The sequence below is a fragment of the Microbacterium sp. F01 genome, from assembly GCF_056156365.1.
On the sequence record NZ_CM149592.1, the window covers coordinates 4,393,293 to 4,414,995 of the forward strand.

General features: G+C 69.2%; 20 protein-coding genes. 2 read left to right on the plus strand and 18 right to left on the minus strand.

What is annotated here, in order from left to right; translation table 11 throughout:
- Positions 1 to 21: 21 nt before the first annotated feature.
- The 6 genes from ACVN90_RS20120 to ACVN90_RS20145 form a co-directional block, all read right to left on the minus strand.
- Entirely contained in the window at positions 22 to 990 is a 969-nt protein-coding gene (locus ACVN90_RS20120) for a TAXI family TRAP transporter solute-binding subunit (protein WP_475099972.1), read from the minus strand.
- Positions 991 to 1,138: 148 nt separating this feature from the next.
- Complete coding sequence (locus ACVN90_RS20125; protein WP_475099973.1) at positions 1,139 to 1,720, minus strand: TetR/AcrR family transcriptional regulator; 582 nt, start codon at positions 1,718 to 1,720, stop codon at positions 1,139 to 1,141.
- 76 nt (positions 1,721 to 1,796) lie between these two features.
- Entirely contained in the window at positions 1,797 to 2,129 is a 333-nt protein-coding gene (locus ACVN90_RS20130; protein WP_475099974.1) for a 2Fe-2S iron-sulfur cluster-binding protein, read from the minus strand.
- Complete coding sequence (locus tag ACVN90_RS20135; RefSeq protein ID WP_475099975.1) at positions 2,126 to 2,677, minus strand: pyridoxamine 5'-phosphate oxidase family protein; 552 nt, start codon at positions 2,675 to 2,677, stop codon at positions 2,126 to 2,128. Before ACVN90_RS20135 ends, ACVN90_RS20130 begins: the two co-directional genes overlap by 4 nt.
- Before the next feature lie 109 nt (positions 2,678 to 2,786).
- Positions 2,787 to 4,613 (minus strand): glycoside hydrolase family 3 protein, encoded by a 1,827-nt coding sequence (locus tag ACVN90_RS20140; protein WP_475099976.1) that lies wholly within the window; start codon positions 4,611 to 4,613, stop codon positions 2,787 to 2,789.
- Positions 4,610 to 5,545 carry a nucleoside hydrolase gene (locus tag ACVN90_RS20145; RefSeq protein ID WP_475099977.1) on the minus strand — a complete coding sequence of 312 codons (936 nt, stop codon included), beginning with the start codon at positions 5,543 to 5,545 and terminating at the stop codon, positions 4,610 to 4,612. Before ACVN90_RS20145 ends, ACVN90_RS20140 begins: the two co-directional genes overlap by 4 nt.
- 121 nt (positions 5,546 to 5,666) lie before the next feature.
- Here ACVN90_RS20145 and ACVN90_RS20150 point away from each other — a divergent pair, with 121 nt between their 5' ends.
- Positions 5,667 to 6,863, plus strand: coding sequence for an NAD(P)/FAD-dependent oxidoreductase (locus tag ACVN90_RS20150; protein WP_475099978.1), 1,197 nt, complete (start codon positions 5,667 to 5,669; stop codon positions 6,861 to 6,863).
- On the opposite strand, the gene ACVN90_RS20155 is transcribed toward ACVN90_RS20150, so the two are convergent.
- Positions 6,850 to 7,692, minus strand: a complete 843-nt coding sequence (locus ACVN90_RS20155; RefSeq protein WP_475099979.1) for an alpha-L-rhamnosidase-related protein — start codon at positions 7,690 to 7,692, stop codon at positions 6,850 to 6,852. The two genes, ACVN90_RS20150 and ACVN90_RS20155, sit on opposite strands and share 14 nt — an antisense overlap.
- A 31-nt stretch (positions 7,693 to 7,723) precedes the next feature.
- On the opposite strand from ACVN90_RS20155, the gene ACVN90_RS20160 reads away from it, so the two are divergent.
- On the plus strand, positions 7,724 to 8,827 hold the full coding sequence (locus ACVN90_RS20160) for an acetamidase/formamidase family protein (protein WP_475099980.1): 1,104 nt from the start codon (positions 7,724 to 7,726) through the stop codon (positions 8,825 to 8,827).
- Positions 8,828 to 8,902: 75 nt separating this feature from the next.
- Here ACVN90_RS20160 and ACVN90_RS20165 read toward each other — a convergent pair whose 3' ends face one another.
- The 11 genes from ACVN90_RS20165 to ACVN90_RS20215 all read right to left on the minus strand — a co-directional run bounded on the left by ACVN90_RS20165 (position 8,903) and on the right by ACVN90_RS20215 (position 21,700).
- On the minus strand, positions 8,903 to 10,198 hold the full coding sequence (locus ACVN90_RS20165; RefSeq protein WP_475099981.1) for an amidohydrolase family protein: 1,296 nt from the start codon (positions 10,196 to 10,198) through the stop codon (positions 8,903 to 8,905).
- Positions 10,195 to 11,448, minus strand: a complete 1,254-nt coding sequence (locus ACVN90_RS20170) for an amidase family protein (RefSeq protein WP_475099982.1) — start codon at positions 11,446 to 11,448, stop codon at positions 10,195 to 10,197. Before ACVN90_RS20170 ends, ACVN90_RS20165 begins: the two co-directional genes overlap by 4 nt.
- Entirely contained in the window at positions 11,445 to 12,710 is a 1,266-nt protein-coding gene (locus tag ACVN90_RS20175; protein ID WP_475099983.1) for a M24 family metallopeptidase, read from the minus strand. Before ACVN90_RS20175 ends, ACVN90_RS20170 begins: the two co-directional genes overlap by 4 nt.
- Positions 12,711 to 12,735: 25 nt before the next feature.
- On the minus strand, positions 12,736 to 13,794 hold the full coding sequence (locus ACVN90_RS20180) for a sugar phosphate isomerase/epimerase family protein (RefSeq protein ID WP_475099984.1): 1,059 nt from the start codon (positions 13,792 to 13,794) through the stop codon (positions 12,736 to 12,738).
- Complete coding sequence (locus tag ACVN90_RS20185; protein WP_475099985.1) at positions 13,791 to 15,236, minus strand: FAD-binding oxidoreductase; 1,446 nt, start codon at positions 15,234 to 15,236, stop codon at positions 13,791 to 13,793. The genes ACVN90_RS20180 and ACVN90_RS20185 overlap by 4 nt, the downstream gene beginning before the upstream one ends.
- 15 nt (positions 15,237 to 15,251) lie before the next feature.
- The gene (locus ACVN90_RS20190; protein WP_475099986.1) at positions 15,252 to 16,319 is read right to left on the minus strand and encodes a sugar phosphate isomerase/epimerase family protein; all 1,068 of its coding nucleotides are present in this window, start codon (positions 16,317 to 16,319) and stop codon (positions 15,252 to 15,254) included.
- Positions 16,316 to 17,182 carry an ATP-binding cassette domain-containing protein gene (locus ACVN90_RS20195; protein ID WP_475099987.1) on the minus strand — a complete coding sequence of 289 codons (867 nt, stop codon included), beginning with the start codon at positions 17,180 to 17,182 and terminating at the stop codon, positions 16,316 to 16,318. Before ACVN90_RS20195 ends, ACVN90_RS20190 begins: the two co-directional genes overlap by 4 nt.
- The gene (locus ACVN90_RS20200; RefSeq protein WP_475099988.1) at positions 17,179 to 18,072 is read right to left on the minus strand and encodes an ABC transporter ATP-binding protein; all 894 of its coding nucleotides are present in this window, start codon (positions 18,070 to 18,072) and stop codon (positions 17,179 to 17,181) included. Before ACVN90_RS20200 ends, ACVN90_RS20195 begins: the two co-directional genes overlap by 4 nt.
- Positions 18,069 to 19,031: an ABC transporter permease gene (locus tag ACVN90_RS20205; RefSeq protein WP_475099989.1), complete on the minus strand. Its 963-nt coding sequence runs from the start codon at positions 19,029 to 19,031 to the stop codon at positions 18,069 to 18,071. The genes ACVN90_RS20200 and ACVN90_RS20205 overlap by 4 nt, the downstream gene beginning before the upstream one ends.
- On the minus strand, positions 19,028 to 20,053 hold the full coding sequence (locus ACVN90_RS20210; RefSeq protein WP_475099990.1) for an ABC transporter permease: 1,026 nt from the start codon (positions 20,051 to 20,053) through the stop codon (positions 19,028 to 19,030). The genes ACVN90_RS20205 and ACVN90_RS20210 overlap by 4 nt, the downstream gene beginning before the upstream one ends.
- 78 nt (positions 20,054 to 20,131) lie before the next feature.
- The gene (locus ACVN90_RS20215) at positions 20,132 to 21,700 is read right to left on the minus strand and encodes an ABC transporter substrate-binding protein (protein ID WP_475099991.1); all 1,569 of its coding nucleotides are present in this window, start codon (positions 21,698 to 21,700) and stop codon (positions 20,132 to 20,134) included.
- Between the last annotated feature and the right edge of the window lie 3 nt (positions 21,701 to 21,703).

Consider the following 21,703-nt stretch of genomic DNA (forward strand, 5'->3'; position numbering starts at 1 on the left):
CGATTACCTCGGATGCCAACATCAGCTCACCTCCGCGTGAGTACTTGCGCTTTCATAGGCCCGCTCCACCGCCGGATGCAGCGGAATGGATGTCCTTCCGGCGACCCGGTAGTCGATCGGATATCGCAGCGGGGAGTAGTCGACGGGAAGGTGCCGGTAGCCACGGGCGAGCGCCTCGCCGCCGTGGACGAAGGCATCCGCCAGAAGGGCGGCGGTCTCATCGTCGAGATCGGTCGTGGTCGCACAGATCCAGTCCGAGTAGTCGAGGCCGACGACGGGATAATCCTGGCCGGGGAAGTAACCGGGCGGAATCTCGATCACCCCGAGCCCCCATCGGGCGTCGATGCGATGCACCTCGTCTGGCGTCAGCGAGAGGAACCGCACATCCTGCTCACGGGCAAGGGCCTGCCAGTCGGGAGTCATGATGGCTTCCGAGACCATGAGGTCCGCCCGGCCCTCGCGAAGGTCGTCGATGACGTCGAACGGCTGCTCGTGCCGCGTCACCGTGCCGCCGCGGCGCACGATCTCACCGAGGTCGACCCCACCCGCGGCGAGCACGAGGTCCCCGCCGAAGCCCATGAAGCCGTCGGGATCGTTCACACCGACGGACACCCTGAGCGGACCCGGATGAGCCGCGACATCAGCGAGCGTCCGCAGGCCGCTGTCCGCTCGCGCCACCGGCAGCATCGCGTCGCGATGTGGGAGCGCACCGATCGCGACGAGGTTCTCGATCGCTCTGCCCTCGAACGGCCCACGCCCTTCCCGCGCCAGGCGCGCGAACGCGGCGGGCGTCGCGAACGCGACATCCACCTCGCCGTCGCCGAGCGCGCTCAGGTTGTCGCCCATCCCGCGACCCGTGTGGATGCGGCTCAACCGGTGGTCGGAAGTGTGATCCCACACCCACTGCGAGAGCCATCCCGAAGCTCGTAGCAGATTCGCCCCGCCCCAGTCCGCGCGGAATGTGAGCGGTTCACGGCCTTCGTTGCCCATGCGGTCTCCTTCGACAGTCCTACTATACACGCCTAGCGTCCTGATAAACGGGACGAGGCACAAAGCGGTCGGTGCGCTGGGCGCACGAAATCGGCCCTACCCCGAGTCCGGGACGTGCCCCGGCAGGATGGGTGATTTAGCAGCGGCCTCAGTTCGAGACGGGCCGCCCGAGAGCCGGGATCAGCACACGCTCGATGAACGCGGCTTGGTCGGACGCTGACAGGCGCCCCTGCTCGATGACATAGCGGACGAGAACCTTCCCCATCACGAGTTCGAAAAGCTCTTCGCCCGAGGCCGTGTTCGGCACCGCCCCCGCGGCGATTGCTCGTGCGACGATGTCGTTGCAGTCCTGGCGCCGCGGTTCCAGCGCCGTGCCGTGGAACGCCTCCGCCAGCACCGGTTCGTTCTCCGCAGCGATCAGGACGCTCATGAACACCGTGAGGCTCTCGTTCTCGGCGAATTGCACGAAGAGGGCCAGGAGACTGGTCAGGTCGTCGCGCAAGTCGGAACCCGCCGGCAGCAGTCGGGGCAGATCGCCCGACCTGGCATTCAGCGCCGCCGCCACGAGCGTCGCCTTGTCCGGCCATCGGGAGTAGATGGTTGCTTTGCTGGTGCGCGCCTGCGCGGCGACCGCGTCGATCGTCAGCCGTTCGTAGCCGTTCTCTCCCAGCAACTCGAGAACCACGCGGAGGATCGATAGTTCGCGTTCTCGTCCCCGCGGCTGCACCATGGCGCTCCCATCCTGTCGCGGCGCTCACGGCCCGCGAACTACGAGGGAGACCGACTGAAGTCACGATACCTACTGGTCAGGCCTGATCGCGCGGAACGCTCACTGTCAGGCCGTCCAAGTCCGGCTGCAGCGTGATCTGGCAGGAGAGGCGGCTGCGGTCGTCGGGATCGATGGCGATCTCGAGCATCCCCTCCTCCATGTCATCCATGGGCGGGAGCCGGTCTAGCCACTCTCGGTCCACATAGCAGTGACACGTCGAGCACGCCGCCATTCCCCCGCACTCGGCGATGATTCCCGGCACGTTGAGAATCTGCGCGGCGCGCATCAGGGAGTTGCCGATTTCGACTTCTCCACTGATGGTCGCACCGTCGGACTCCGTGAAGGTGACGGTGATGGCCTCGCGGGTCATCGCGGCGCCGTCGAGTAGGGCGTCACCTCGGCCACGTGCTTGTGGTCCGGGGTGAAGGCGACGTCCTGGCGCCACATCATTCGCACGCGATTGTCGTTCCACATTGCCGAGACCGGATCGATGCGGAAGAAGACCTGGCGCAATTCGACGCCCTCACGGCGGAAATTGTCGAACATGGTCGAGTCCTTGAGCCAGTCGAACTGCTCACCGCACAGTGCGATGGCCCGCTCGATCTCGGCCTGCTCCTCCAGGAAGGTCGCGACGCCGCTGACCTGGATGGCCCGGAGCTTCATCCGGTCGTAGAAGCCCCCCGGGGGTTGGTACGCCAGCGTGTAGCTCACTCGGGGGTCGCGCTTCATCGCCTCGTACTTGCGGGTGTAGACGAAGGTGTGGCAGTAGACGGAGAGGCCGTCGCCCGCGAAGTGCATGGTGGCGACATGAGGGGACCCGTCGGCGAGCGTCACAGCCAGCGCACCCACCTCTTCGATCCGCAGCAGCTCCGCGATCTCCGCTTCGATCTCGTTCGTCGTTGGCGCCGTTGCAGCCATGTGTCGTGCTCCACTTCTTCGGGGTTGTGCCGTTCGTTTGTCGCGGCGATCTTCAAATACTGTACGAGAGCGTACTCTTTTTGGCAAGCGTAAGGATCCTGCTGCTTTCTCAGCGAGGATTCAGCCCGTGGCCGAACCGGAAGAGCTGGTCTCGTGTGTCGAAGGGGACGTCCTCCCTGCTCGCCTCCACGGCCGCCATGCTGTGCGGCAAGTCGAACGGAAGTCGTCCCATCGCCGCAGATTCGCCGAAGATCACATCGAGCACCGCACGCGCGCTCGCACCGTAGTTGCCAAGAAGAGCTCTGACCCGTTCCGCGAACGGCGTCAGGATCGCCGGCCGATCGAGGAACACGTCGACGACGGTCGGCACGCGCGCGGCGACATCCTTTACGTGCGCCACCGTCCCGGCAGAGAACTCGAGCGATCCGGCATGGAAGAACCGCTCGAAGATTCCGGGACGATCCTCGAACGGCGCCTGCAGCCGCAGGATGGCGAGATCGGCCAGCGAGGGATCGTCGACGACCACGCCGTACTCGGCGGCGACATCGAGATCGATTCCCTCACTGTAGAGACGGATGCCTCGGCGGGCGGGGAGCGTCAGCTGCTCACCGATACCACCTCCATCGGACGGCCGATTCGTCAGCACCGTCACCGACATCCGCTGAGCGAGCTCGCCGGCCGCGCGCGCCGCGGCGGAGCCGACGATCGCGTCCGCAGCGGCGGTATCCAGGACTGCGGAGTCGAACAGGCCGAGAACGAACTTCTCACGCAGGAGACGACGTACCGACTGGTCAATACGACCCTCGGACACAGCGCCGTCCTTCACGAGGTCCACCAGCACGTCGGGAATGTGCTCGCCACCGAACTGATCCACGCCCGCCTCGATCGCAATGCGCATCCGATCGGGCACGGAGCGGTCCTCTAGGCCCCACGCCCGCGCAGGGTGAACCTCGCCGGCGAGATGCCCATCTGACAGCAGCCCCCAGTCGGTGCACACGATTCCGTCGAACGAGTAGCGCTCCCGCAGAAGTGTCGTCACGACGCTCTTGTTGAAGCCGAAACCCACCTCTTCCCAGTCCGTACCTACCGGCATCCCGTAGTACGGCATGACCTGGCTCGCGCCCGCCTCGAACGCGGCTTCGAACGGACGCAGGTGCAGTGCGGCCTGCCCTCCGGGGTAGACCTGCTCGCGGCCATAGGCGAAGTGCGCGTCTTCCCCGTCCTTCTGCGGTCCCGCTCCGGGGAAGTGCTTCACCATCGTGGCCACGGACCGCGCGCCGAGCTCCGCGCCCTGGAACCCGCGGATGTAGGCGGCCGCGAGACGCGCGGTGAGCTCGGCGTCCTCGCCGAACGTGCCCACCTGGCGCGCCCATCGAGGCTCGGTCGCGAGATCGATCTGCGGGTGCAGCGCGACCCTGAGCCCGACGGCCAGGTACTCCTCGCGCGCGTAGCCGGCGAACTCCTCGACGAGGTCCTCGCTTCCGATCGCGGCGAGTCCGAGCGGCTCTGGCCACTGCGAGAAGGAACCCGCCATGGCCGCGGTGCCGGGATTGTCCGTGAAGGAATGGCGGGGATCCGTGGACAGCGTGACCGGGATGCCCAGCCGCGTCGCGGCCGCAAGCTCCTGAAGCGCGTTGTGCCAGCGCGCAAGAGCCGACGGGGACCCTGCCGAGCCGAGCACGTTGAAGTGGCTCATCGCCTTGCCCGCGATCATCTCGGTGACGGATGGGAGCCCGAACGCTCCACCGCCGTCCTGCACAGCTCCCCCCTCGCCGGGCATGACCATGGTGTGGAACATCAGGCCTGCCTTCTCCTCCAGAGTCATCTGAGACAAGAGGAGCTCGACGCGCTCGTCGACGGGCCGGTCCGCATCGAAGTACCCGCGGTCGAGCGTTGTGTCGTTTCCGTCCGTGGCCGTCTCTGCCGAACCGGTCATCGCGTCACTCCTTCGTTTCCGTACGCCGCGATCTTCGCGAACATGTCTGCCAGCATCAATCGCGTATCGAGACGCGTGAACAATCGGACCTCGGGCAGGTCCGGTCGAGTGCCGTCGTATCGTCCGTCCGCTGTGAGGACCGGGCGTGTGCGCCACTCCGAGGCGGATGTCGAAGGATCCGCCTCGAACGACGACTGGAGCGCGGTGAGCAGCACGAGGGGATTGTCGCCGAGGATGAACGTCTCGCCGAGATTGAGGTGGAACTGGCCTTCGAGCAGCTCCACGAAGCCCTTGAGGCTGTCGACGAGGTGACGGCCGAGCGCCCCGCCCGACCGCGCGCACGCATCGAGTTCAGCCCATGACGCCAGGCACTGACCATACGTCTGCTGGGGCACCTGCCACAGCGGGATCGGTGCGGCGAAGACCACCTGCGCTGCGGCGAAGTCGATCATGACGTTGAACTCAGGCCGACCGTCCCCGGCATCCGGGTCCGCATCGTAGGACTTGCCGCCGATCCACACGAGCGTGAGCCGCTCGGCGATCGCCGGCTCATGAAGATAGGCGGTGGCGAGTTCGGTCAGGCCCCCGCCCGCTGCGTAGTACAGCGGCAGCGTCGTGTCTTCGCGCATCGCCTCTTCGATGATGGCCGCCGCGGCAGGCGACAGAGGCGGCGTGACGTCAGGTTCGAGGCCTGCGTCCGATCCGCCGACCACCGGTACGCGCGACCCGAGGATCTCGAGCACGACCTGTGCTGCTTCCACCCCGCGCGCGACGGCATCGACTGCCCCGGGACCCATCATCTCTGGGAGCCGCGAAGCCACGACGAAGGGGATCTGAACCGATGGCGAGAGCACATGATGCGCGAGCTGGAACAGCCCGTCGGGGTCACCTGCGTAGTCGTTGTCGACGATGACGCGTGCTCGCACTGCCATGGGGGCCTCCTCGATTGCGTGACTCATGGTTTCGTCGCAGCGAGGGCCATGCGCCCCACCTGACATACGGGGGCGCGACTCGCGCCTATGCGACTCAATAAGTGTACGGTATCGTACTCCTATGGAATCGTGCGATGTTCTGATCATCGGAGCCGGCCACGGCGGCGTCTCCGTCGCCGCCGAGCTGCGTCGGCTCGGCTACCCCGGATCGATCACGCTGGTGAACGAAGAGGGTGCTGCGCCGTACCACCGCCCCCCACTGTCGAAGGCGTGGCTGAAGGGCGATGCCGACGCCGACTCGGGCTGGCTCCAGCCTCCGGGCTACTTCGACCAGAACGGCATCCGCCTGCTCTCGACCACGCGCGTAACCGAGCTGGACGCGGAAGGCCGCGTCGCGCACCTCGATGACGGCCGGGTGCTGGGCTTCGCCTTCGCCGTACTCGCCACCGGGGCACTCGCTCGTCCGCTCCCCGGACAGACCGACGGACAGCTTCCGCTCCTCAGCCTGCGGGATGCCGCGGACGCGGCGGCGCTCAAAGAGCTACTCGCGCCCGGATCTCGACTCGCCATCGTCGGCGCAGGCTTCGTCGGCCTCGAGGTCGCGGCGACCGCGCGTCACCTCGGCGTCGAAGTCTGCGTGATCGAGCGGGAGTCGCGCGTGCTCGCCCGACTCGCAAGCGTCGAGCTCTCGGCGCAGCTCGCCCGACACCACGCGGCGCACGGCGTCGAGATTCTGGTGGATGCCGATGTGATGGCCCTCAGGTCGAATCCGCAGGGCGGCATCGACGTCACCATCGGCTCGAGTGCGCCCCGTGGGTTCGATTCCGTGCTGGTAGCGATCGGAGCGGTGCCCGATGAGACGCTCGCGCGCACGGCCGGACTCGAATGCGGCAACGGAGTCCTCGTGGACGACCGCGGACGCACATCGGCGCCGCACGTGTTCGCCGTGGGCGATGTAGCCCGTCGGCCACTGCAGCCCTATGCGGACTCCGCCCGACTGGAGAGTGTCCACAACGCCAACGAGCACGCGCGGATCGTCGCAGCGACGATCGCGGGCGCGGCGTCACCCGCCCCGGCGACGCCGTGGTTCTGGTCGGATCAGTTCGACTGGAAGCTGCAGATCGCCGGCCTCCTGCCGGACGACGCCGACACTGAAGTCCGTGGAGACCTCGCTTCGGGATCGTTCGCGCTGCTGCATCGCGTCGATGGTCGCCTGCGCTGCGTGGAGGCGGTCAACTCCTCACGCGAGTTCGCGCTCGGACGGCGCCAGATCGCTTCCGACGCGGAGCCTGCGGATCAGCTGATCAGCGCGTCCTGATACGGCGAGAGGGCGCAGCGCGTCCGCCGGCCGCATCAGAATCAGCCAGCGCGAGGGAGAGCGAATGCTCTCCGGACTCCAGCTCGCGGTGCTCGCCGCCCACCCGGATGATCGCCTGGGTCCCCGGCGGAACTGTCACCCGCAGTTCGACGCGACCGTCGCTGATCCACCAGGAGTTCCGCGCCAGGCCGTACGGCGTCTCGATCGAGGTTGCGGCCGACCTCAGCCCCGAACGAACCGCCGGGGCGACCAGGAATCGGCGGTAGGCGGGCTCGAGAGGAGCGACTCCTCCGATGTGCTCCTGCAGGAACCGGGCGACGCTGCCGAAGGCGTAGTGGTTGTGCGAGCCTTTGGCCTGACCGTTCTCCTTATAGCCTTGCCAGTTCTCCCAGATCGTCGTAGCGCCGTTCTTGACCTGGTCCAGCCATGCCGGTGCGGCGTCCTGGAACAGCACCCGGTACGCGACGTCCTCATGACCGGCCTCGACCAGGGCGGGGAGGAGCATCGGCGTGCTGAGGAAGCCTGTGCCGAGATGATCGCCGGCGGCGGTGATCAGCTCGACGAGCCGCTCTGCCGCCACGGAGCGCTGCTCAGGAAGAAGCAGGTCGAACGCCAGGGCACGGACGTAGTCGTCCTGCTTGTCGTCGCCGATCCGCGATCCGCCGTCTCGGACGAACGAAGCCCGGGGCACCCCTGGGCACGCCGCCTGGGCGCGATCGCGCTGATCGGGGCCGGCGCCGCGCTCGGTGCGCTCACCCTTCACGTCGGCCTGTGGTTCGGGATCGCCGTGCCGGCGTTCATCACGATCGTGGTCGCGATCGTCGGCCACGTCGCGCGGCCCGAGCCGGCGGGAGCTCGCGGTGAGTGAGTACCGGGGTGTGCTGCGGGCCGGCGAGCAGCTGCCGGCGGACGTCGCCTACCTCGCACCCGAGCCGGAGCACCTGTACTGGGGCGAGCTGCCGATCGGGGGCGATGCCGCCCGCATCCGTCTCTCGTCAGGTGACCACGTGGTCGTCGACACCCTCAGCCACGAGGGCCTGCTCGAGGATCAGGGCCGCGACCCGCGGACGTGGTTCGGCTCGCACGGTGTCGACGCCGACCTCCTGCTCGACGAAGCGGTCGCACTCGCCGGGTCACGTCACGATCGCGATCCATCCCGGCATGGTCCGCACGTCGTGTCGGGGCCGATCGACGTGGCCGACACACGACCTGGCGATCTGCTGCGCATCACCGTGCTCGACACCACTCCCCGTGTGCCGTACGGCGTGATCTCCAACAGGCACGGGCGCGGCGCTCTGGCCGGCGAGTTCCCGCTCGCACCAGGCAACGTGAGCCTGTTCACGCCGATCGCGCGCGACGAACAGGGCATCTGGACGGGGCGCCTCCCCCTCGTCGAGGGCGGCGACCGCGACGTCCGATTCCCGCTCGCTCCGTTCCTCGGCATCATGGGCGTCGCCTCCGACACCGACACGCGCCCCCACAGCGTTCCCCCGGGGCGGCACGGCGGCAACATCGATCTCAACCTGCTCGTCGAGGGCGCCTCGCTGTACCTCCCCGTGCAGGTGAAGGGTGCCGGGGCGTACGTCGGCGATCCCCACTTCGCGCAGGGCGGCGGCGAGGTGGCGCTCACCGCGCTCGAGGCATCGCTGCGTGTCACGCTCGAGATCACCGCGATCCCCGCGGAGACCGCATTGCGCGACTTCGGCGAGCTGGTCGCTCCGGTCGCCGAGACCGCCGAGCACCTGGTGCCCATGGGTTTGGATGCCGACCTCGACGAGGCCATGCGGGAGTGCGTCCGCGTCGCCGTGGCCCTCCTGGGCTCGCGGTACGACATGGCCCCGCAACTCGCGCTCGCCTATCTCAGTGCGGCCACCGACTTCGAGGTCACGCAGGTCGTCGACCTCGTCTCCGGGGTGCACGCCCGCATCCGCACCTCGGATTTCGCGCGCGTGCGGCGAACTTAGCGACGAATCGCCACGGCCGGGGCCGCACGGGCTCCGAAGGCGGCCACGGCCACGACCTATGCGGACGCGCGGCGACTACGCGGGCAGCGGCACGTCGTGGAACGACTCCTCGAGCGTCGCGGAGTAAGCCGGCCGGCCTCCAGCGAGGACGAGCAGCCGTGTGGGCTGGTCGAGCACCACAGTGTCGGGCTCGGTGCTGTCGAAGACGATGAGGTCGGCCGGCGCCCCGGCGGTGAGCCCGCGAGCCCGCTCGGAGCCCAGCACGGCAGCGGCATCCGTCGTCACTGCCCGGTGGAGGCGGAGGAAGTCCTCGCGGCTCGACGCGAAACCGACCCGACCGGCGAGGAGCGCGATGTCGAGCGGATCGGCGCGGCCCGTCGGCGTGAACGCGTTGCGAAGGTTGTTCGACGACAGTGCGGTGCGCACGCCGTGCGCCCACAGGTCGGACACCGGGGCGATGCCACGTCGCACATTCGCGGTATCCGACCGTCCCATCAGGTACAGGTCGGTCGCGGGAAGCACCACGACCGAAACGCCTGCGCTCGCGAGCTCGTCGAGCACCCGCCCGCGATCGCCCGGTTCCATGGCTGCCAGCGTCGTGACGTGCCCGATCGCGACGCGGCCCTCGAGACCACGCTCCCGCGTGGCCCGTGCGACGTACCCGGCGAGAGCGAAACGCTCGTCGCTCGTGTCGTCGGCGAGGTCGAGGTGCAGGTCGGCGTACGTGCCGAACTCGGCGGCGAGATCGAGCACCTGGTCGACGTGTGCGCGGGCGTCCACCGCGTCGGCCTCGGTGTAGGGGCAGCCGCCCACGATCGTGCCCGGCAGCATCAGGGCTTCCCGCATCAGCGCGAGCGTTCCCGGGCGTGCGCGGATGCCCTCCTGCGGGAACACCGCGATCTGCAGTTCGAGCCACGCGCGATGACGCTGGGCGAGCTCGCGCATCACCCGGATGCTCAGCAGCCCGACCGTCGGATCGACCTCGGTCTGCGCCCGGATCGCGGTCGTTCCGGCGCGGAGTGCCGCGGCGAGGACGCGCTCCGCGCGAGCCTCGACGTCGGCGTGCGTGAACGCGCGCTTGCGCTCCGCCGTGAATGCGATGGCCGCACCGAGGTCGCCGCCCTCGGCCGGCGTGCCGAGCAGCGCCTTGTCGAGGTGCAGGTGCGGTTCGACGAACGCCGGAGCGAGGACGCGTCCGTCGAGCGGGACGACCGTCGCGTCGGCAGGAGGCATCGCCGTGCCGACCGGCGAGACGTCGGCGATCACGCTGCCGGTGATGCGGACGTCGACGCGTCCGCTGATGCCCGGCGCCGCGGCATCCGTGAGCACGATGCTCGCGGACGCCGCGGCGAGATCGCCGATCCGGGTCATGCCACGTACTCGGCGCGCGCGACGAGGGCGTCGACCGCGCGGGCGACGGCGAGGAGCAGCTCGTCCTCCCCCGGTCGCGCGACCAGGCAGACCCCCACGGGAAGACCGTCGACCTCGGCCAGCGGCAGCGACACGGCGGGCAGTCCCCCGAGACCTGCGATGCAGGTCATCGCGATGGTGCGGCCGCGGAGGGATCCCTTGGCCGCCGCGTCGAGATCCACGCGAGGGGCGGGACCGGATGCTGCGGCGAAGGCGAGCACGGCACCTTCAGGGAGCGCGGCGTCCAGGCGCGCGAGCACCTCGACTCGTGCGTCGTCGGCGAGATGCATGCCGTCGCGCGACGCGTTGCGCGCGTCATTCATGCGCGTGGCGACTCCGGGGCCGAACGACGGCTTCCGCCGCGTGACCCACGCGCCGTGCGTCTGCCAGATCTCGGGCATCTGCCGCGCCATGAATGCCGCACGCCAGTCGCCGAGCAGCTCCGGTCCGGCGAGCTCGGTGGTCGCGACGTCGACGTCCAGATCCTCCCCGAGTCGCCGCACCGCCGCCGCGACGGCGTCGGCCGTGTCGGGGTCGGCCAGGGCGAGCACGTCGTCGGCGAGCACGATGCGCGTCACCGAGGCGGCGGTGGAGGCATCCGTCTCCGCCACCACCGGGGTGTCGAGCAGCACGCGCGTCGCCCGCTCGAGCATCGCGCCCGAGCTCGCGAGCACGCCGACCGTGTCGAAGCGCGGCGCCAGCGGCACCACACCTGTCATGGGCACGCGGCCGTGCGTCGTGCGGATGCCGAAGACACCGCTGTACGACGCCGGCACGCGGGTCGATCCGCCCGTGTCGGTGGCGAGGGCGTAGTCGACGAGGCCGCCGGCGACGGCCGCCACGGATCCGCTCGACGAACCGCCCGGGATCCGTACGGGATCGTGGGGATTGCGCGGAGTGCCGTAATGCACGTTCGTGCCGGACAGGCTGAACGCCAGCTCGTCGGTGTGGGAGATGCCGACGACGGTGGCACCGCCATCGACCCAGCGCTGCACGGACACCGCGTTCGCAGCCGCAGGCTCGGCGTCCTCGAGCCAGTCGGGGTTTCCGGCCGCGATGCGCTGGCCGGCGACGTCGAAGAGGTCCTTCGTGACGGTGACGGTTCCGGCCAGCGGACCGGTCGCGGCGCCCGCGGCGAGGACCGCCGGGCCCACCCGCAGGGCGCCGGTCGCCGCGGCGTCCTCGGCGGAGGGAAGGTTCACGGTGCTCATGCGTCCACCACCACGAGGCGGTTGGGGATCGTGTTGAGCTCCTCGACGCCGCGGCCGGTCAGCATCACAGTGCCTCCGATGCAGACTCGCTTGCCATCGCGCAGCGCGTTGGGCTCGATCGCGAACACGACGCCTTCGCTGATCTCGAAGTCGCCGTCCAGCCCGACGCCAGACGGCAGCTTCGGCAGGTGCGAGAGTGCGGGGTCGACGCTGGGGTCGATGCGGGTGGCGGAGTTGTAGAGCACGCCCGACACCGTCTGCACCATGGGGCCGGTGTTCCACGTCTTTGAGCGCTGGAGCGGCTCGTCCATGATCGCGGCGAGCTCGGCGAACCGGAGCCCGGGGCGGAGCGCCGCGAGCCCCGCGTGGTACGACTCGAGGCACACGTCCTCGAGTTCGCGCAGCAGCTTGTCGGGCTCGCCGAGCACGACGTCGATCTGCTGCTGCGACTCGAAGCCGCCGTAGTAGGCGAAGATCTCGGAGGCGATGCTGTCGCCCTTCTGGAGTGCGTAGGGAGCACCTCCCATGCCGAACCACTCGGGCTGGCCCCAGCCGAACCGGTGCGAGCCCGCGCGCTCCAGGATGAACGGGGCGCGGATCCAGCCGCCTCCCGCGATGATCGCGTTGACCGCGGCCGCCGTCGGTACACTCTCGCGCACCCCCACCTGGACGGCGTCGACATAAGCCGCGCAGGCCGCCTCGCCGAGGGCGGCGGCCTTGCGGATCATCTCCTGCTCCTCCTCGCTCTTGAACTGCGTGAGCGTCTCGAAGGCATCCGAGACGTCTACCCAGACCACCGACGGGAGGGCGGTGAGCACGGCGCTCCAGGTCCGGAACGGGATGACGCCGTTCCACTGGCCGACGGCACGGCTGGTCAGCCCGACCACCCCGATGGTCGCGGCGTCGAGCGAGCGCTCCTTGAGCACCGCGGTGAGGTTGGCGATGGGGTTGCCGTGCAGCCAGCTGTCGGTCCAGCGCTCGTATCGGGCGCCGACGCCGTCATAGCGGTTGATCGGCACGTCACCGAGCAGCGACAGCGGCTCGTCGGTCGGTGTGAACACGACGGTGGCGTGGGCGTCCTCGTTCGTGAGGTACGAGTCGTTCGCGTTGCGGCCCTGCCCGAACACGACGAGCGCGTCCAGGCCGTTCTCCGACAGGAACGCCCGCACGTTCGCCCAGCGGCGATCGCGCTCAGCCAGGCTCAGGGTCGGGAAGTAGTCGCTGTCGACAGCGATGGAGTTGGGGACGATGGTCAGGGTCATTTCTCTCCTCGGGGGTGTGACTCGGTCAGCCGGCGATCGCCGGCTCGCGTGCGGCGAGTGCGGCGCGCAACGCGGCCGCACTGTCGGTGATGAAGGCGAGCGCGTGGCCGGAATCGACCTGCCCGCGCAGCTCGGCGAGGGAGGGCGCTTCACCAGCCCCCGCGCGCCGCTCGTAATCGGCGGTGAGCGCCTCGACGACGGTGAACTCCTCGCGCGTGAGATCGGGGTGGGCGGCCCACCACCGTGGGTCGTCCACGAACAGCGGCATCTCGGCGTTCATCCCGATCACCCCCTCGATCGACAGGTTGCTGGTGGCGCCACCGTGGTCGAGCTCACCCAGCAGGGCGTCCCAGTCGATGACTCCCCGCCCGACCGGGGCGAGGAACCGGCCGATGCCGTCATCGGTGCGGTGGAGAGCGACGTCGCGCACGTGCGTCGAGCGCGTGTACGGCGCGACCCGGCGCGCGGCCGCGACGGGGTCCTCCCCGCGGACGAGGACGTTCGCGGTGTCGAACGTGATGCCGAACGCGTCCGGACCTGCGTCCTCCACGAGCCGCACCACCTCGAACGAGCTGATCTCCTCGTGCGTCTCGATGTTGAGGTGCGCGCCGGTCTCGCGGAGCAGTGGCGCCAGACGGTCGAGCACCTTGGCGGTCCCGGCGAGCTGGTCCGCCCAATCGACGTCGGTGCGGAAGCGGTCGCACGCATAGATTCCGCGGATGCGGAACTGGTAGTTGGCGGTCGCCGTCCACAGTTCGGTGATGCCGACCGCTGTCACGGCGCGGATGATCCGGGCCATCCCCAGGAGGTAGTCCCCCTCGCCGAGGGCACGGACCTCCGGCGCCTCCGGCGTCGCGAACGGGTTCACCTTCGCGACGCCGACCTCGAGGTAGAGATCCAGGTCGGCCGCGGCATCCGCGACCGCCGACAGCTCCCCAGCGTCCAAGGTGGGGCTCAACTGGAACGCGCTGCGGAAGAACGCACCGTCCAGTCCCAGCGCTGCGATCCGCTCGAGCGTGCCGATTGCACCGAGTTCTGCGGCACCGGGGAACTTGCTCGTGTCGGTTCCGACTCGGCGGGTCATGCGAGCTCTCCGGCGTTGTCGCTGAGGTCGACGAGCCCGCGCGAGAAGACGTTGGCCGGGTCGTACTCGGTCTTCACCGCGACCAACCGGTCATACTTGTCGCCATAGACGGCGCGCGCGACGGTCTCGTCGCCGGCGACCGACGTGAAGTTGATGTACGTCCCGGCCTTGTGCGGTGCGAGCGCCTGGTCGAAGGCCTTCGCCCACGCGACCAGCGGCGCCTTCTCGCCCGGGTACTCCCAGTCGGCGCCGATGTTCGCGGCGAACGGCGATCCCACGCCCGCGGTCGAGTCGTTGGACGAGTCGCGGGGCTCGCGGCGGCCGGCGAGGATCTCGAACGGGCACATGAGCTGGTGCGCGATGTGGGCGCTCGAGTTGAGCGCGCGGCCGGTGTAGGCGTCGCTGTGCTCGATGACGGTGTCGATCGCGTCGTCGGAGAGGTCCTGCAGGAAGATGTGCTTCCAGTAGTGCGCGATGCCGTAGCGGAATTCGTCGTCGGTGGCGTGCTGCAGCGTCGCGTGGTGCATGGTGCGGAGGCTCTCGTGGATCGCCGTGCCGTGCGCAAACATGACGGCCGTCTCAACGGGCTCGTCCACGGGGTCCCCGTAGTAGACGGTGGCGACGGAGATGATCGGCTCTCCGCGGTGCTCTGCGGGGATCTGGGTCCAGTACTCGGGTGCGCGCAGGAGCCGGATGTAGGTGCCGATATTGCCGGGCGCATCGGGACCCCACTGCCGGAAGAACTGCAGGATGCCCTTGCGATCCGACGCCGGGTACAGCGCCTGCCGCACCGTCGCGAGTCCAGGGAGCGCCACCGTGCGGTAGGTGAAGCGCGTCGCGATGCCGTAGTTGTGTCCGGCGCCCTTCAGCGCCCAGAACAGGTCAGGGTTCTCGTCGGCGTTCGCGGTGAGGATGCGCCCATCCGCGACGACCACCTCGATCTCGACGACATGGTCGACGGTGGCGCCGTGGAGGCGTGCGAGGTACCCGAAGCCGCCGCCGAGCGTGAGCCCTGCGACGCCGGTGTGGGACACGACGCCTGCGGGCACGGCGAGGTCGTACGGCTGGGCCGCCCGGTCGACGTCGCCCCACCGGCATCCGGCTCCGACCGAGACGGTGCCGGCCTCGAAGTCGAACTCCACGTCGTTCAGGAGCGCGGTGTCGATGAGCACCGCGGCGTCGGCGACCGCCGTTCCGGCGAGATTGTGGCCGCCGCCGCGCACTGTCACGGGCACACCTCGCCCGACGCACCACTGCAGCGCGTCCGACACGTCCTGCGCCGTTCGCACGCGCACGATCGCGGCGGGGGTCCGGTCGATGTCGGCGTTCCAGACGCGGCGGAGCAGGTCGTATCCCTCGTCGCCGGGCAGGACGACGTCGCAGGCGAGGGCTGCGACGAGTTCGGCGAGCACGACCGTCTCGGTGGGCTGGGTGAGTGTCATGGGGTTCTCCTTCTTTCAGTTCGGGATGCCGACGGCCTCGGCCGCCGGAAGCTCGGCGAGCACCGCTCGCAGGTGGTCGGCGCACGCGAGCAGGAATGTCACCAGCTCCGCGTCCGGCCGGAGTGCGCGCAGCTGCGCGAGGGTCCCGGCCTCGCCGCGCGCCGCGCGGGCCTCGTAAGCCTCGGCGAGCGCGAACAACTCGCCGAGCGCCGCGTCGGTCAGATCGGGGTGGCCCGCCTGCCAGGTCGGGTCGGACGTGTGCAGCGCCATCTCGGCGCGGACGCGCCCGATGGGTTCGATCGTGAGATTCAGATCGGGGTTGTGAGCCAGCAGCACGTCGAGCGCCGCCGGCCAGTCGATCACGCCCTCACCGCACGGCGCGATGAATCGAGACAGGCCGACGTCGGTGCGCCACAGCGCGGCATCCCGCAGCTGCGTCGTGCGCACGTACGGCGCGATCCGCGCGATACCTTCCAGCGGCACCTCGGCGCGGACGGCGAGGTTTGCGGGGTCGAGGCAGACGCCCAGCACGTCGTCGCCCACGGACTCGATGAGCCGGAGCAGCTCGAAGGTCGTGATCTCCTCGTGCGTCTCGAGGTTCAGGCGCACGCCGGTGTCGCGCAGCACGGGTGCGAGCCGGTGCAGGAAGCGCTCGATGGCGGCGAGCTGGTCTTCCCACGCAGCATCCGTCCGGAATCGGTCGGTGAAGAAGATGCCCGGGTACGGCTTGAAGCCGCCGACCGCCGTCCACGTCTCGGTCCAGCCGAATTCGGCGCACGTGGTGAGGAGGCGCTCCATGCCCGCGAGGTAGCTGCCGTCGCCGAGGGCGCGCACGCGCGGCAGCTCAGCCGTCATGTACGGGTTGACCTTGCCGACGCCCATCTCGACGTAGAGGTCGAGCTCGGCTGCGAGCTGCGCGAAGTCGGTCAGGAATGCCGGGTCCTGGGTTGGTGCGATCTCGTCGAGTGTGCGCACGTTGACGCCCTCGAGCCCGAGCGCGGCGACTTCGCGGAGGGTGTCGAGCGGTCCTCCGAAGTGGGTGACTCCGTCGATGAACTTGATGTCGGTTCCGATGCGCGTCATGCGGCGGCCTCCGCTTCTGATGGGCTGATGGTGGATTCGCGGCGCCGCAGGCGGCGCTCCCTTTCGCCGGCGGGGTCGGCCCGCGGGACGGCTTCCAGCAGGGATCGGGTGTAGGGATGCTGCGGATCGCCGTACACCTGATCGCGCGTGCCTTGCTCGACCGCGCGCCCCTTCTGGAGGATCACGAGTCGATCGCACAGGTACCGGACGACGGCCAGGTCGTGCGCGATGAAGAGCACCGAGAGCGCGAACTCCTGCTGCATGTCCTTGATGAGGTTGAGCACCTGCGCCTGGACGGACACGTCCAGCGCAGAGACGGGCTCATCGCACACGAGCACGCGCGGCCGCACGACCAGCGCGCGGGCGATGGCGATGCGCTGGCGCTGGCCGCCCGAGAAGCTTCGCGGGAACCGCTTCATGTGGGCGGGCTCGAGCCCCACCCGCTCGAGGATCTCGCCGACACGGGCGCGACGCTGCGCGGCGTCCAGGTCGGTGTGCACCCGGAGCGGCTCTGCCACGATCTGCCCGATCGTCATGCGGGGGTCGAGGCTCGAGTACGGATCCTGGAAGACCATCTGCACCTGCGAACGGAAGATGCGCTCGGCCTTGAAGGTCATGCGGCGCAGATTGAGCCCGTTGTAGGTGATGGTGCCGGCCTGCGGCCGCTCGAGACCCATCAGGCAGCGCACGGTGGTCGACTTGCCGGAGCCGGACTCGCCGACGAGGCCGAGGGTCTCACCGGTGCCGAGTTGGAACGACACGCGATCCACCGCGGTGAACTCGCGCGCGCCGCGCCCGAATCGTTTGGTCAGGTCCTCGACGCGCAGGTCGACGCCGTCGACCGGCAGAACGGGGCTGGTCATCGCCGCACCTCCAGGGCGGTCGCGGACGCCGCGAGCGCAGCATCCTCCTTCATCACGTCGTCCACCGTCCGAAGACGAGCCGTCGGGTCGTCGTCGACGCTCGGGATCGAGGCGAGCAGTCCGCGGGTATACGGATGCTGCGGCGCTGCGTAGAGGTCGTCGACCGTACGGTCCTCGACGATGCGCCCGTGACGCATGACGGCGACGCGATGCGCGAAGCCGGCGACGATCGCGAGGTCATGGGTGATGAGGAGTACTGCGAGACCCAGCTCGCGCGACTGCTCCTCGAGCAGGTCGAGAACCTGTTCCTGCACGCGCACGTCCAGCGCGGTCGTCGGCTCATCGGCGATGAGGACGTCGGGGCCGCCGATGAGTGCCGCGGCCATCACGACGCGTTGCCTCATGCCGCCGGAGAACTCGTACGGGTACGCATCCATGCGGGAAGCGGCCGAGGGCACACCGAGGCGGTCCAGCATCGCGATAGCTCGCGCCCGCGCCTCGCGCCGCGGCACTCCCCGCAGACGGAGCGGCTCGGTCACCTGATCGCCGATCGTGAGCACCGGGTTGAGCGCGGTCATCGGGTCCTGGAACACCATCGACACCGCGGAGCCGCGCAGCCGCCGCACGGTGCGTTCAGGTGCGCCGATCACCTCGTGACCGGCGACGCGGATCGAGCCCGCCAGGTCCACCGTGGGGTCGAGTCGCATCACGGCCTTCGCGGTCATGGACTTGCCCGACCCCGACTCGCCCACGAGCGCCACGCGCTCGCCCCGCTCGAGGGTGAGGCGCACGCCGTCGACCAGGGTCAGGTCGCCGCGACCGCCGTCGGTGCGCGTCGAGTCGGGGACGCTCACCGTCAGGCCGGTGATCTCGAGAACAGGCGGGGTCATCGCTTCCTCCGAAGGCTCGGGTCCAGCCGGACACGGATGGCGTCGCCGAGCAGTCCGAAGGCGATCGCCGCGACGGTGATGGCCAGGCCCGGGAACGTCGCCACCCACCACGCGGTGGTGATGTACTCGCGGCCCTGGGCGACCATTGCGCCCCAGTCGGCGCTGGGAGGCGGGGCGCCGACGCCGAGATACGCGAGGCCCGCCATGAGCACGACGGCGCCTGAGATCTCCATGCTCGCCTGCACGTAGACGGAGTCGAGCGAGTTCGGCAGCACATGGCGGACGAGCGTCCAGAACCGGCTGATGCCGTTCACGCGGGCCGACTCGACGTAGGCGGCATTCATCGTGACGCGGAGGATGCCGCGGACCAGACGCGTCGTGCCCGGCCACATGGCGATGACCATGGCCAGCACCACGGAGCCGAGCGAGGGGCCGAGTGCCGCCGCGATCCCGAGCGCCAGCACCATCGCGGGCAACGCCATGAAGATGTCGCAGATGCGCATGATCGTGGCGTCCACGCCGCGCGGGGAGAGCACCGCAGCGCAGGCGATGAGCACTCCGATGACGGTCGAGATGAGGACGACCGCGACCGCCGCGAGCAGAGTCGTGGCGGCCCCCGCCAAGAGCCGCGAAAGCACATCCCGGCCGGCGTCGTCGGTGCCCATCCAGTGCGCGGCGCTCGGCGGCAGCAGCGCGTCGGCCGGGTTGGCGAGGTAGGGGTCGTACGGGGCGATGAACGGTCCGACGACGGCGATCACCACGAGGAGGATCGAGACGACGACGGCCACCCGATCGAGCGCCGCCGTGCGATGCCCGAACAGACCGCGGAGTCCGCGTGAGATGCCGCCGCCGAGACCGGCGGGCGAGAGCCACTCGGAGGCCCGGGTCGCGCGCGATGCCGGTGCGGCCGCGTGGAGGTCGGGCGATCCCGTGTCGGGCGGGGTCGATGTCAGTGTCATGCCTGTGCTCCCGTCAGGTGGGACTCGCGAACCCGGGGATCGGTCCAGATCTGCAGCAGCTCGACGGCGAGGCTGGCGACGGTGAAGACGATGCCGATGACGAGGACGCACCCGAGCACCGCGAAGGTGTCCTGGTTGAGCACCGCCTGATTCAGGTAGGTGCCGATGCCGGGGAGCGCGAAGACGCTCTCGACCAGCAGCGCGGCACCCATCATCCAGCCGAACTGCATGCCGAGCAGGGTGAGCGTCGATCCCATCGTGGATCGGAGTCCGTGGTGGACGATGACGCGGTAGCGTCCTGCACCCTTCGAGATCGCGAACGACACGTAGTCGGTGTCGAGCGCGCCGATCAGGTTGGAACGGACGTTGCGGGCGATCGTCGACATGAACGGCGCGCTCAAGGCGAGCGCGGGCAGGATCACGTGGGCGAGGGAATCGAAGAACATCGCAGGGCTGCCCGCGATGAGCGAGTCGACCAGGGTGAAGCCGGTGACGTCCGGCGGCGCCATCCCGAAAGAGTTCGCTCCGGAGATCGGGAACCAGCCGAGATTCGACGCGAACACCCACTGCAGCAGGATCGCGAGCCAGAAGACGGGAACACCGCCGGCCAAGACGAAGAGGATGCGTGCCGAGACGTCCGGTGCCCGGTCGCGCAGCGCCGCCGACAGCGCACCCAGCGGCACGGCCACGACGATGGTCACGAACATCGTGACGACCACGAGCTGGAGAGTGGTGGGGACGGTGTTCGCAAGGTCGCCGACCACGCTCTGGTGCGTCGACGCGGACTGGCCGAGATCACCGCGGAGCGCCTTCCCGAGGAACAGGAAGTACTGCTCGATCACCGGGAGGTCCAGCCCCAGGCGCTGGCGCGCCTGCTCGACCTGTTCGGCCGTGGCGGTGCGGCCCGCCGCCACGCGCGCGGCGTCGCCGGGGATGAGCTTCGTCATGAAGAAGACGATCGTGATGATGCCCCACACGCTCAGCAGGGCGAGCCCCAGCCGCTTCGCGATGTACGTCGCCATGCGGGCCTCCTCGGTTCGGGTCGGTCGGGGGGAAACGTGGCTCCGTCCATCCGTGGACGAACGGAGCCACCCGGTGGGTCAGTCGGCGAGGACGAGCATCTTCGGGTCGAAGAGCTGGTACGTCGGCGCGTACTCGAGGCCCTCGATGCCGTCGCGCAGCATGACGGTCGTGGTCGGGTTGGAGATGTTCACGCTGACGTCGTCGGCGAGGATCAGCTCCTGCGCCTGGGTGAACAGGTCGCATGCGGCGTCGGGGTCGACGGTCGCGATCCCCTGCTCGAGCAGCGCGTCGACGTCCGGGTTGGAGTACTGCGCGTAGTTCGTCTGACCGATGAACTGCGAGTCGTAGACCCGGTAGAGCATGGGACCGATCTCCGGGTAGTAGGGGAAGTCCCACAGCAGCGCCAGGTCGGGGGTCGTGTCGGGCGACTCGATCATCGCCACATACTCCGGGTACGTGACCGTCTTGAGTTCCAGCGTGATCCCGATGTCCTTGAGGTTCGACTGCAGCAGGGTCGCTGCCTTCTGGTGCTCGGGAATCTGCGACTGATACGCGAGCGTCAGGGTCTGGCCCTCTGCGCCGGCATCGGCGATCAGCGCCTTCGCCGCCGCGACGTCCTGCTTCGCGGCACCGGTGTCGACGCGGCATGACACGCTCGGGGCGGTGAGGCCCGTGGCGACCTGGCCGCGCCCGCTCAGGATGGACGAGATGTGCCCGTCGTAGTCGTAGGCGAGCTGGATCGCTTCACGTACCTTCGGGTCGGCGGTGATGCCGTCCTGCGTGTTCATCATGACGAACAGCTGGAGCATGCTCGACAGCTCCTGCGGGTAGACGCCGTCCTGCGAGGCGAGGGCGTCGAGGTCGGTGCCGGTGAGACCGGTGACCACGTCCACGCCGCCGGACTTGAGCTCGTCGCGCAGGGTCGAGCTCTCGGTGATGTAGCGGTAGACGAGGCTGTCGGGACGGTGCTCGTCGAAGCGCCACGAGTCCTCGAAGCGCTCGAGCGTGGCCTGCTGGTTGGCGGTGTAGTCGGTGATGACGTACGGCCCTGAGCCGGCGTCGTTGGTGGCGAGCCACGCCTGGCCTTGGTCGCCGCCCTCGTTCTCGGTGACGAGCGCCGAGTCGAGGATGTACACCTTGCTCAGTGCGCCGACGAAGGTCGTGTTGGTGCCGTTCAGCGCGATCTCCACCGTCGTGTCGTCGACCGCGGTGCTCGAGGCATACGACGAGAGGAACGAAGACACCCCGATTCCCAGGGAAGCGATGCGGTCGAGCGTGTACACGACGTCGGCCGCCGTGAGCGGACTTCCGCTGTGGAACACCACGTCGTCACGAAGGGTGAGGGTGACGGCGGTCGCGTCGTCGTTGTACGTCCACTCGGTGGCGACCAGCGGCACGATCGCGCCGTCGTCGTCGTAGTCGATGAGCTTGTCGTAGGCGCCGCCGACCGTGAAGTCGGTCTGCACGTCCGAGGCGAGGATCGGGTCGAGCGTCTGCGGCGTGGCTCCTGTGCCGATGATGACGGTGTCATCTCGGTCGCTCGACGACGAGGGGGTCGCCGAGCCGCCCGCGCAGGCGGTGGCGAGCGCACCCACGGCGAGTGCTGCTGTGATGGCGCCGAGTACTCGGGTCCTGTTGGTTCTCATGTT

Bases quoted from the DNA above. Each gene is read 5' to 3' on its own strand.
- ACVN90_RS20125 (WP_475099973.1), bottom strand. From the start codon at position 1,720: ATGGTGCAGCCGCGGGGACGAGAACGCGAACTATCGATCCTCCGCGTG.
- ACVN90_RS20135 (WP_475099975.1), bottom strand. From the start codon at position 2,677: ATGGCTGCAACGGCGCCAACGACGAACGAGATCGAAGCGGAGATCGCG.
- ACVN90_RS20140 (WP_475099976.1), bottom strand. From the start codon at position 4,613: ATGACCGGTTCGGCAGAGACGGCCACGGACGGAAACGACACAACGCTC.
- ACVN90_RS20195 (WP_475099987.1), bottom strand. From the start codon at position 17,182: ATGACCAGCCCCGTTCTGCCGGTCGACGGCGTCGACCTGCGCGTCGAG.
- ACVN90_RS20165 (WP_475099981.1), bottom strand. From the start codon at position 10,198: ATGACCCGGATCGGCGATCTCGCCGCGGCGTCCGCGAGCATCGTGCTC.
- ACVN90_RS20145 (WP_475099977.1), bottom strand. From the start codon at position 5,545: ATGGCAGTGCGAGCACGCGTCATCGTCGACAACGACTACGCAGGTGAC.
- ACVN90_RS20175 (WP_475099983.1), bottom strand. From the start codon at position 12,710: ATGACCCTGACCATCGTCCCCAACTCCATCGCTGTCGACAGCGACTAC.
- ACVN90_RS20180 (WP_475099984.1), bottom strand. From the start codon at position 13,794: ATGACCCGCCGAGTCGGAACCGACACGAGCAAGTTCCCCGGTGCCGCA.
- ACVN90_RS20130 (WP_475099974.1), bottom strand. From the start codon at position 2,129: ATGACCCGCGAGGCCATCACCGTCACCTTCACGGAGTCCGACGGTGCG.
- ACVN90_RS20170 (WP_475099982.1), bottom strand. From the start codon at position 11,448: ATGAGCACCGTGAACCTTCCCTCCGCCGAGGACGCCGCGGCGACCGGC.
- ACVN90_RS20205 (WP_475099989.1), bottom strand. From the start codon at position 19,031: ATGACACTGACATCGACCCCGCCCGACACGGGATCGCCCGACCTCCAC.
- ACVN90_RS20190 (WP_475099986.1), bottom strand. From the start codon at position 16,319: ATGACGCGCATCGGAACCGACATCAAGTTCATCGACGGAGTCACCCAC.
- ACVN90_RS20215 (WP_475099991.1), bottom strand. From the start codon at position 21,700: ATGAGAACCAACAGGACCCGAGTACTCGGCGCCATCACAGCAGCACTC.
- ACVN90_RS20150 (WP_475099978.1), top strand. From the start codon at position 5,667: ATGGAATCGTGCGATGTTCTGATCATCGGAGCCGGCCACGGCGGCGTC.
- ACVN90_RS20185 (WP_475099985.1), bottom strand. From the start codon at position 15,236: ATGACACTCACCCAGCCCACCGAGACGGTCGTGCTCGCCGAACTCGTC.
- ACVN90_RS20200 (WP_475099988.1), bottom strand. From the start codon at position 18,072: ATGACCCCGCCTGTTCTCGAGATCACCGGCCTGACGGTGAGCGTCCCC.
- ACVN90_RS20210 (WP_475099990.1), bottom strand. From the start codon at position 20,053: ATGGCGACGTACATCGCGAAGCGGCTGGGGCTCGCCCTGCTGAGCGTG.
- ACVN90_RS20120 (WP_475099972.1), bottom strand. From the start codon at position 990: ATGGGCAACGAAGGCCGTGAACCGCTCACATTCCGCGCGGACTGGGGC.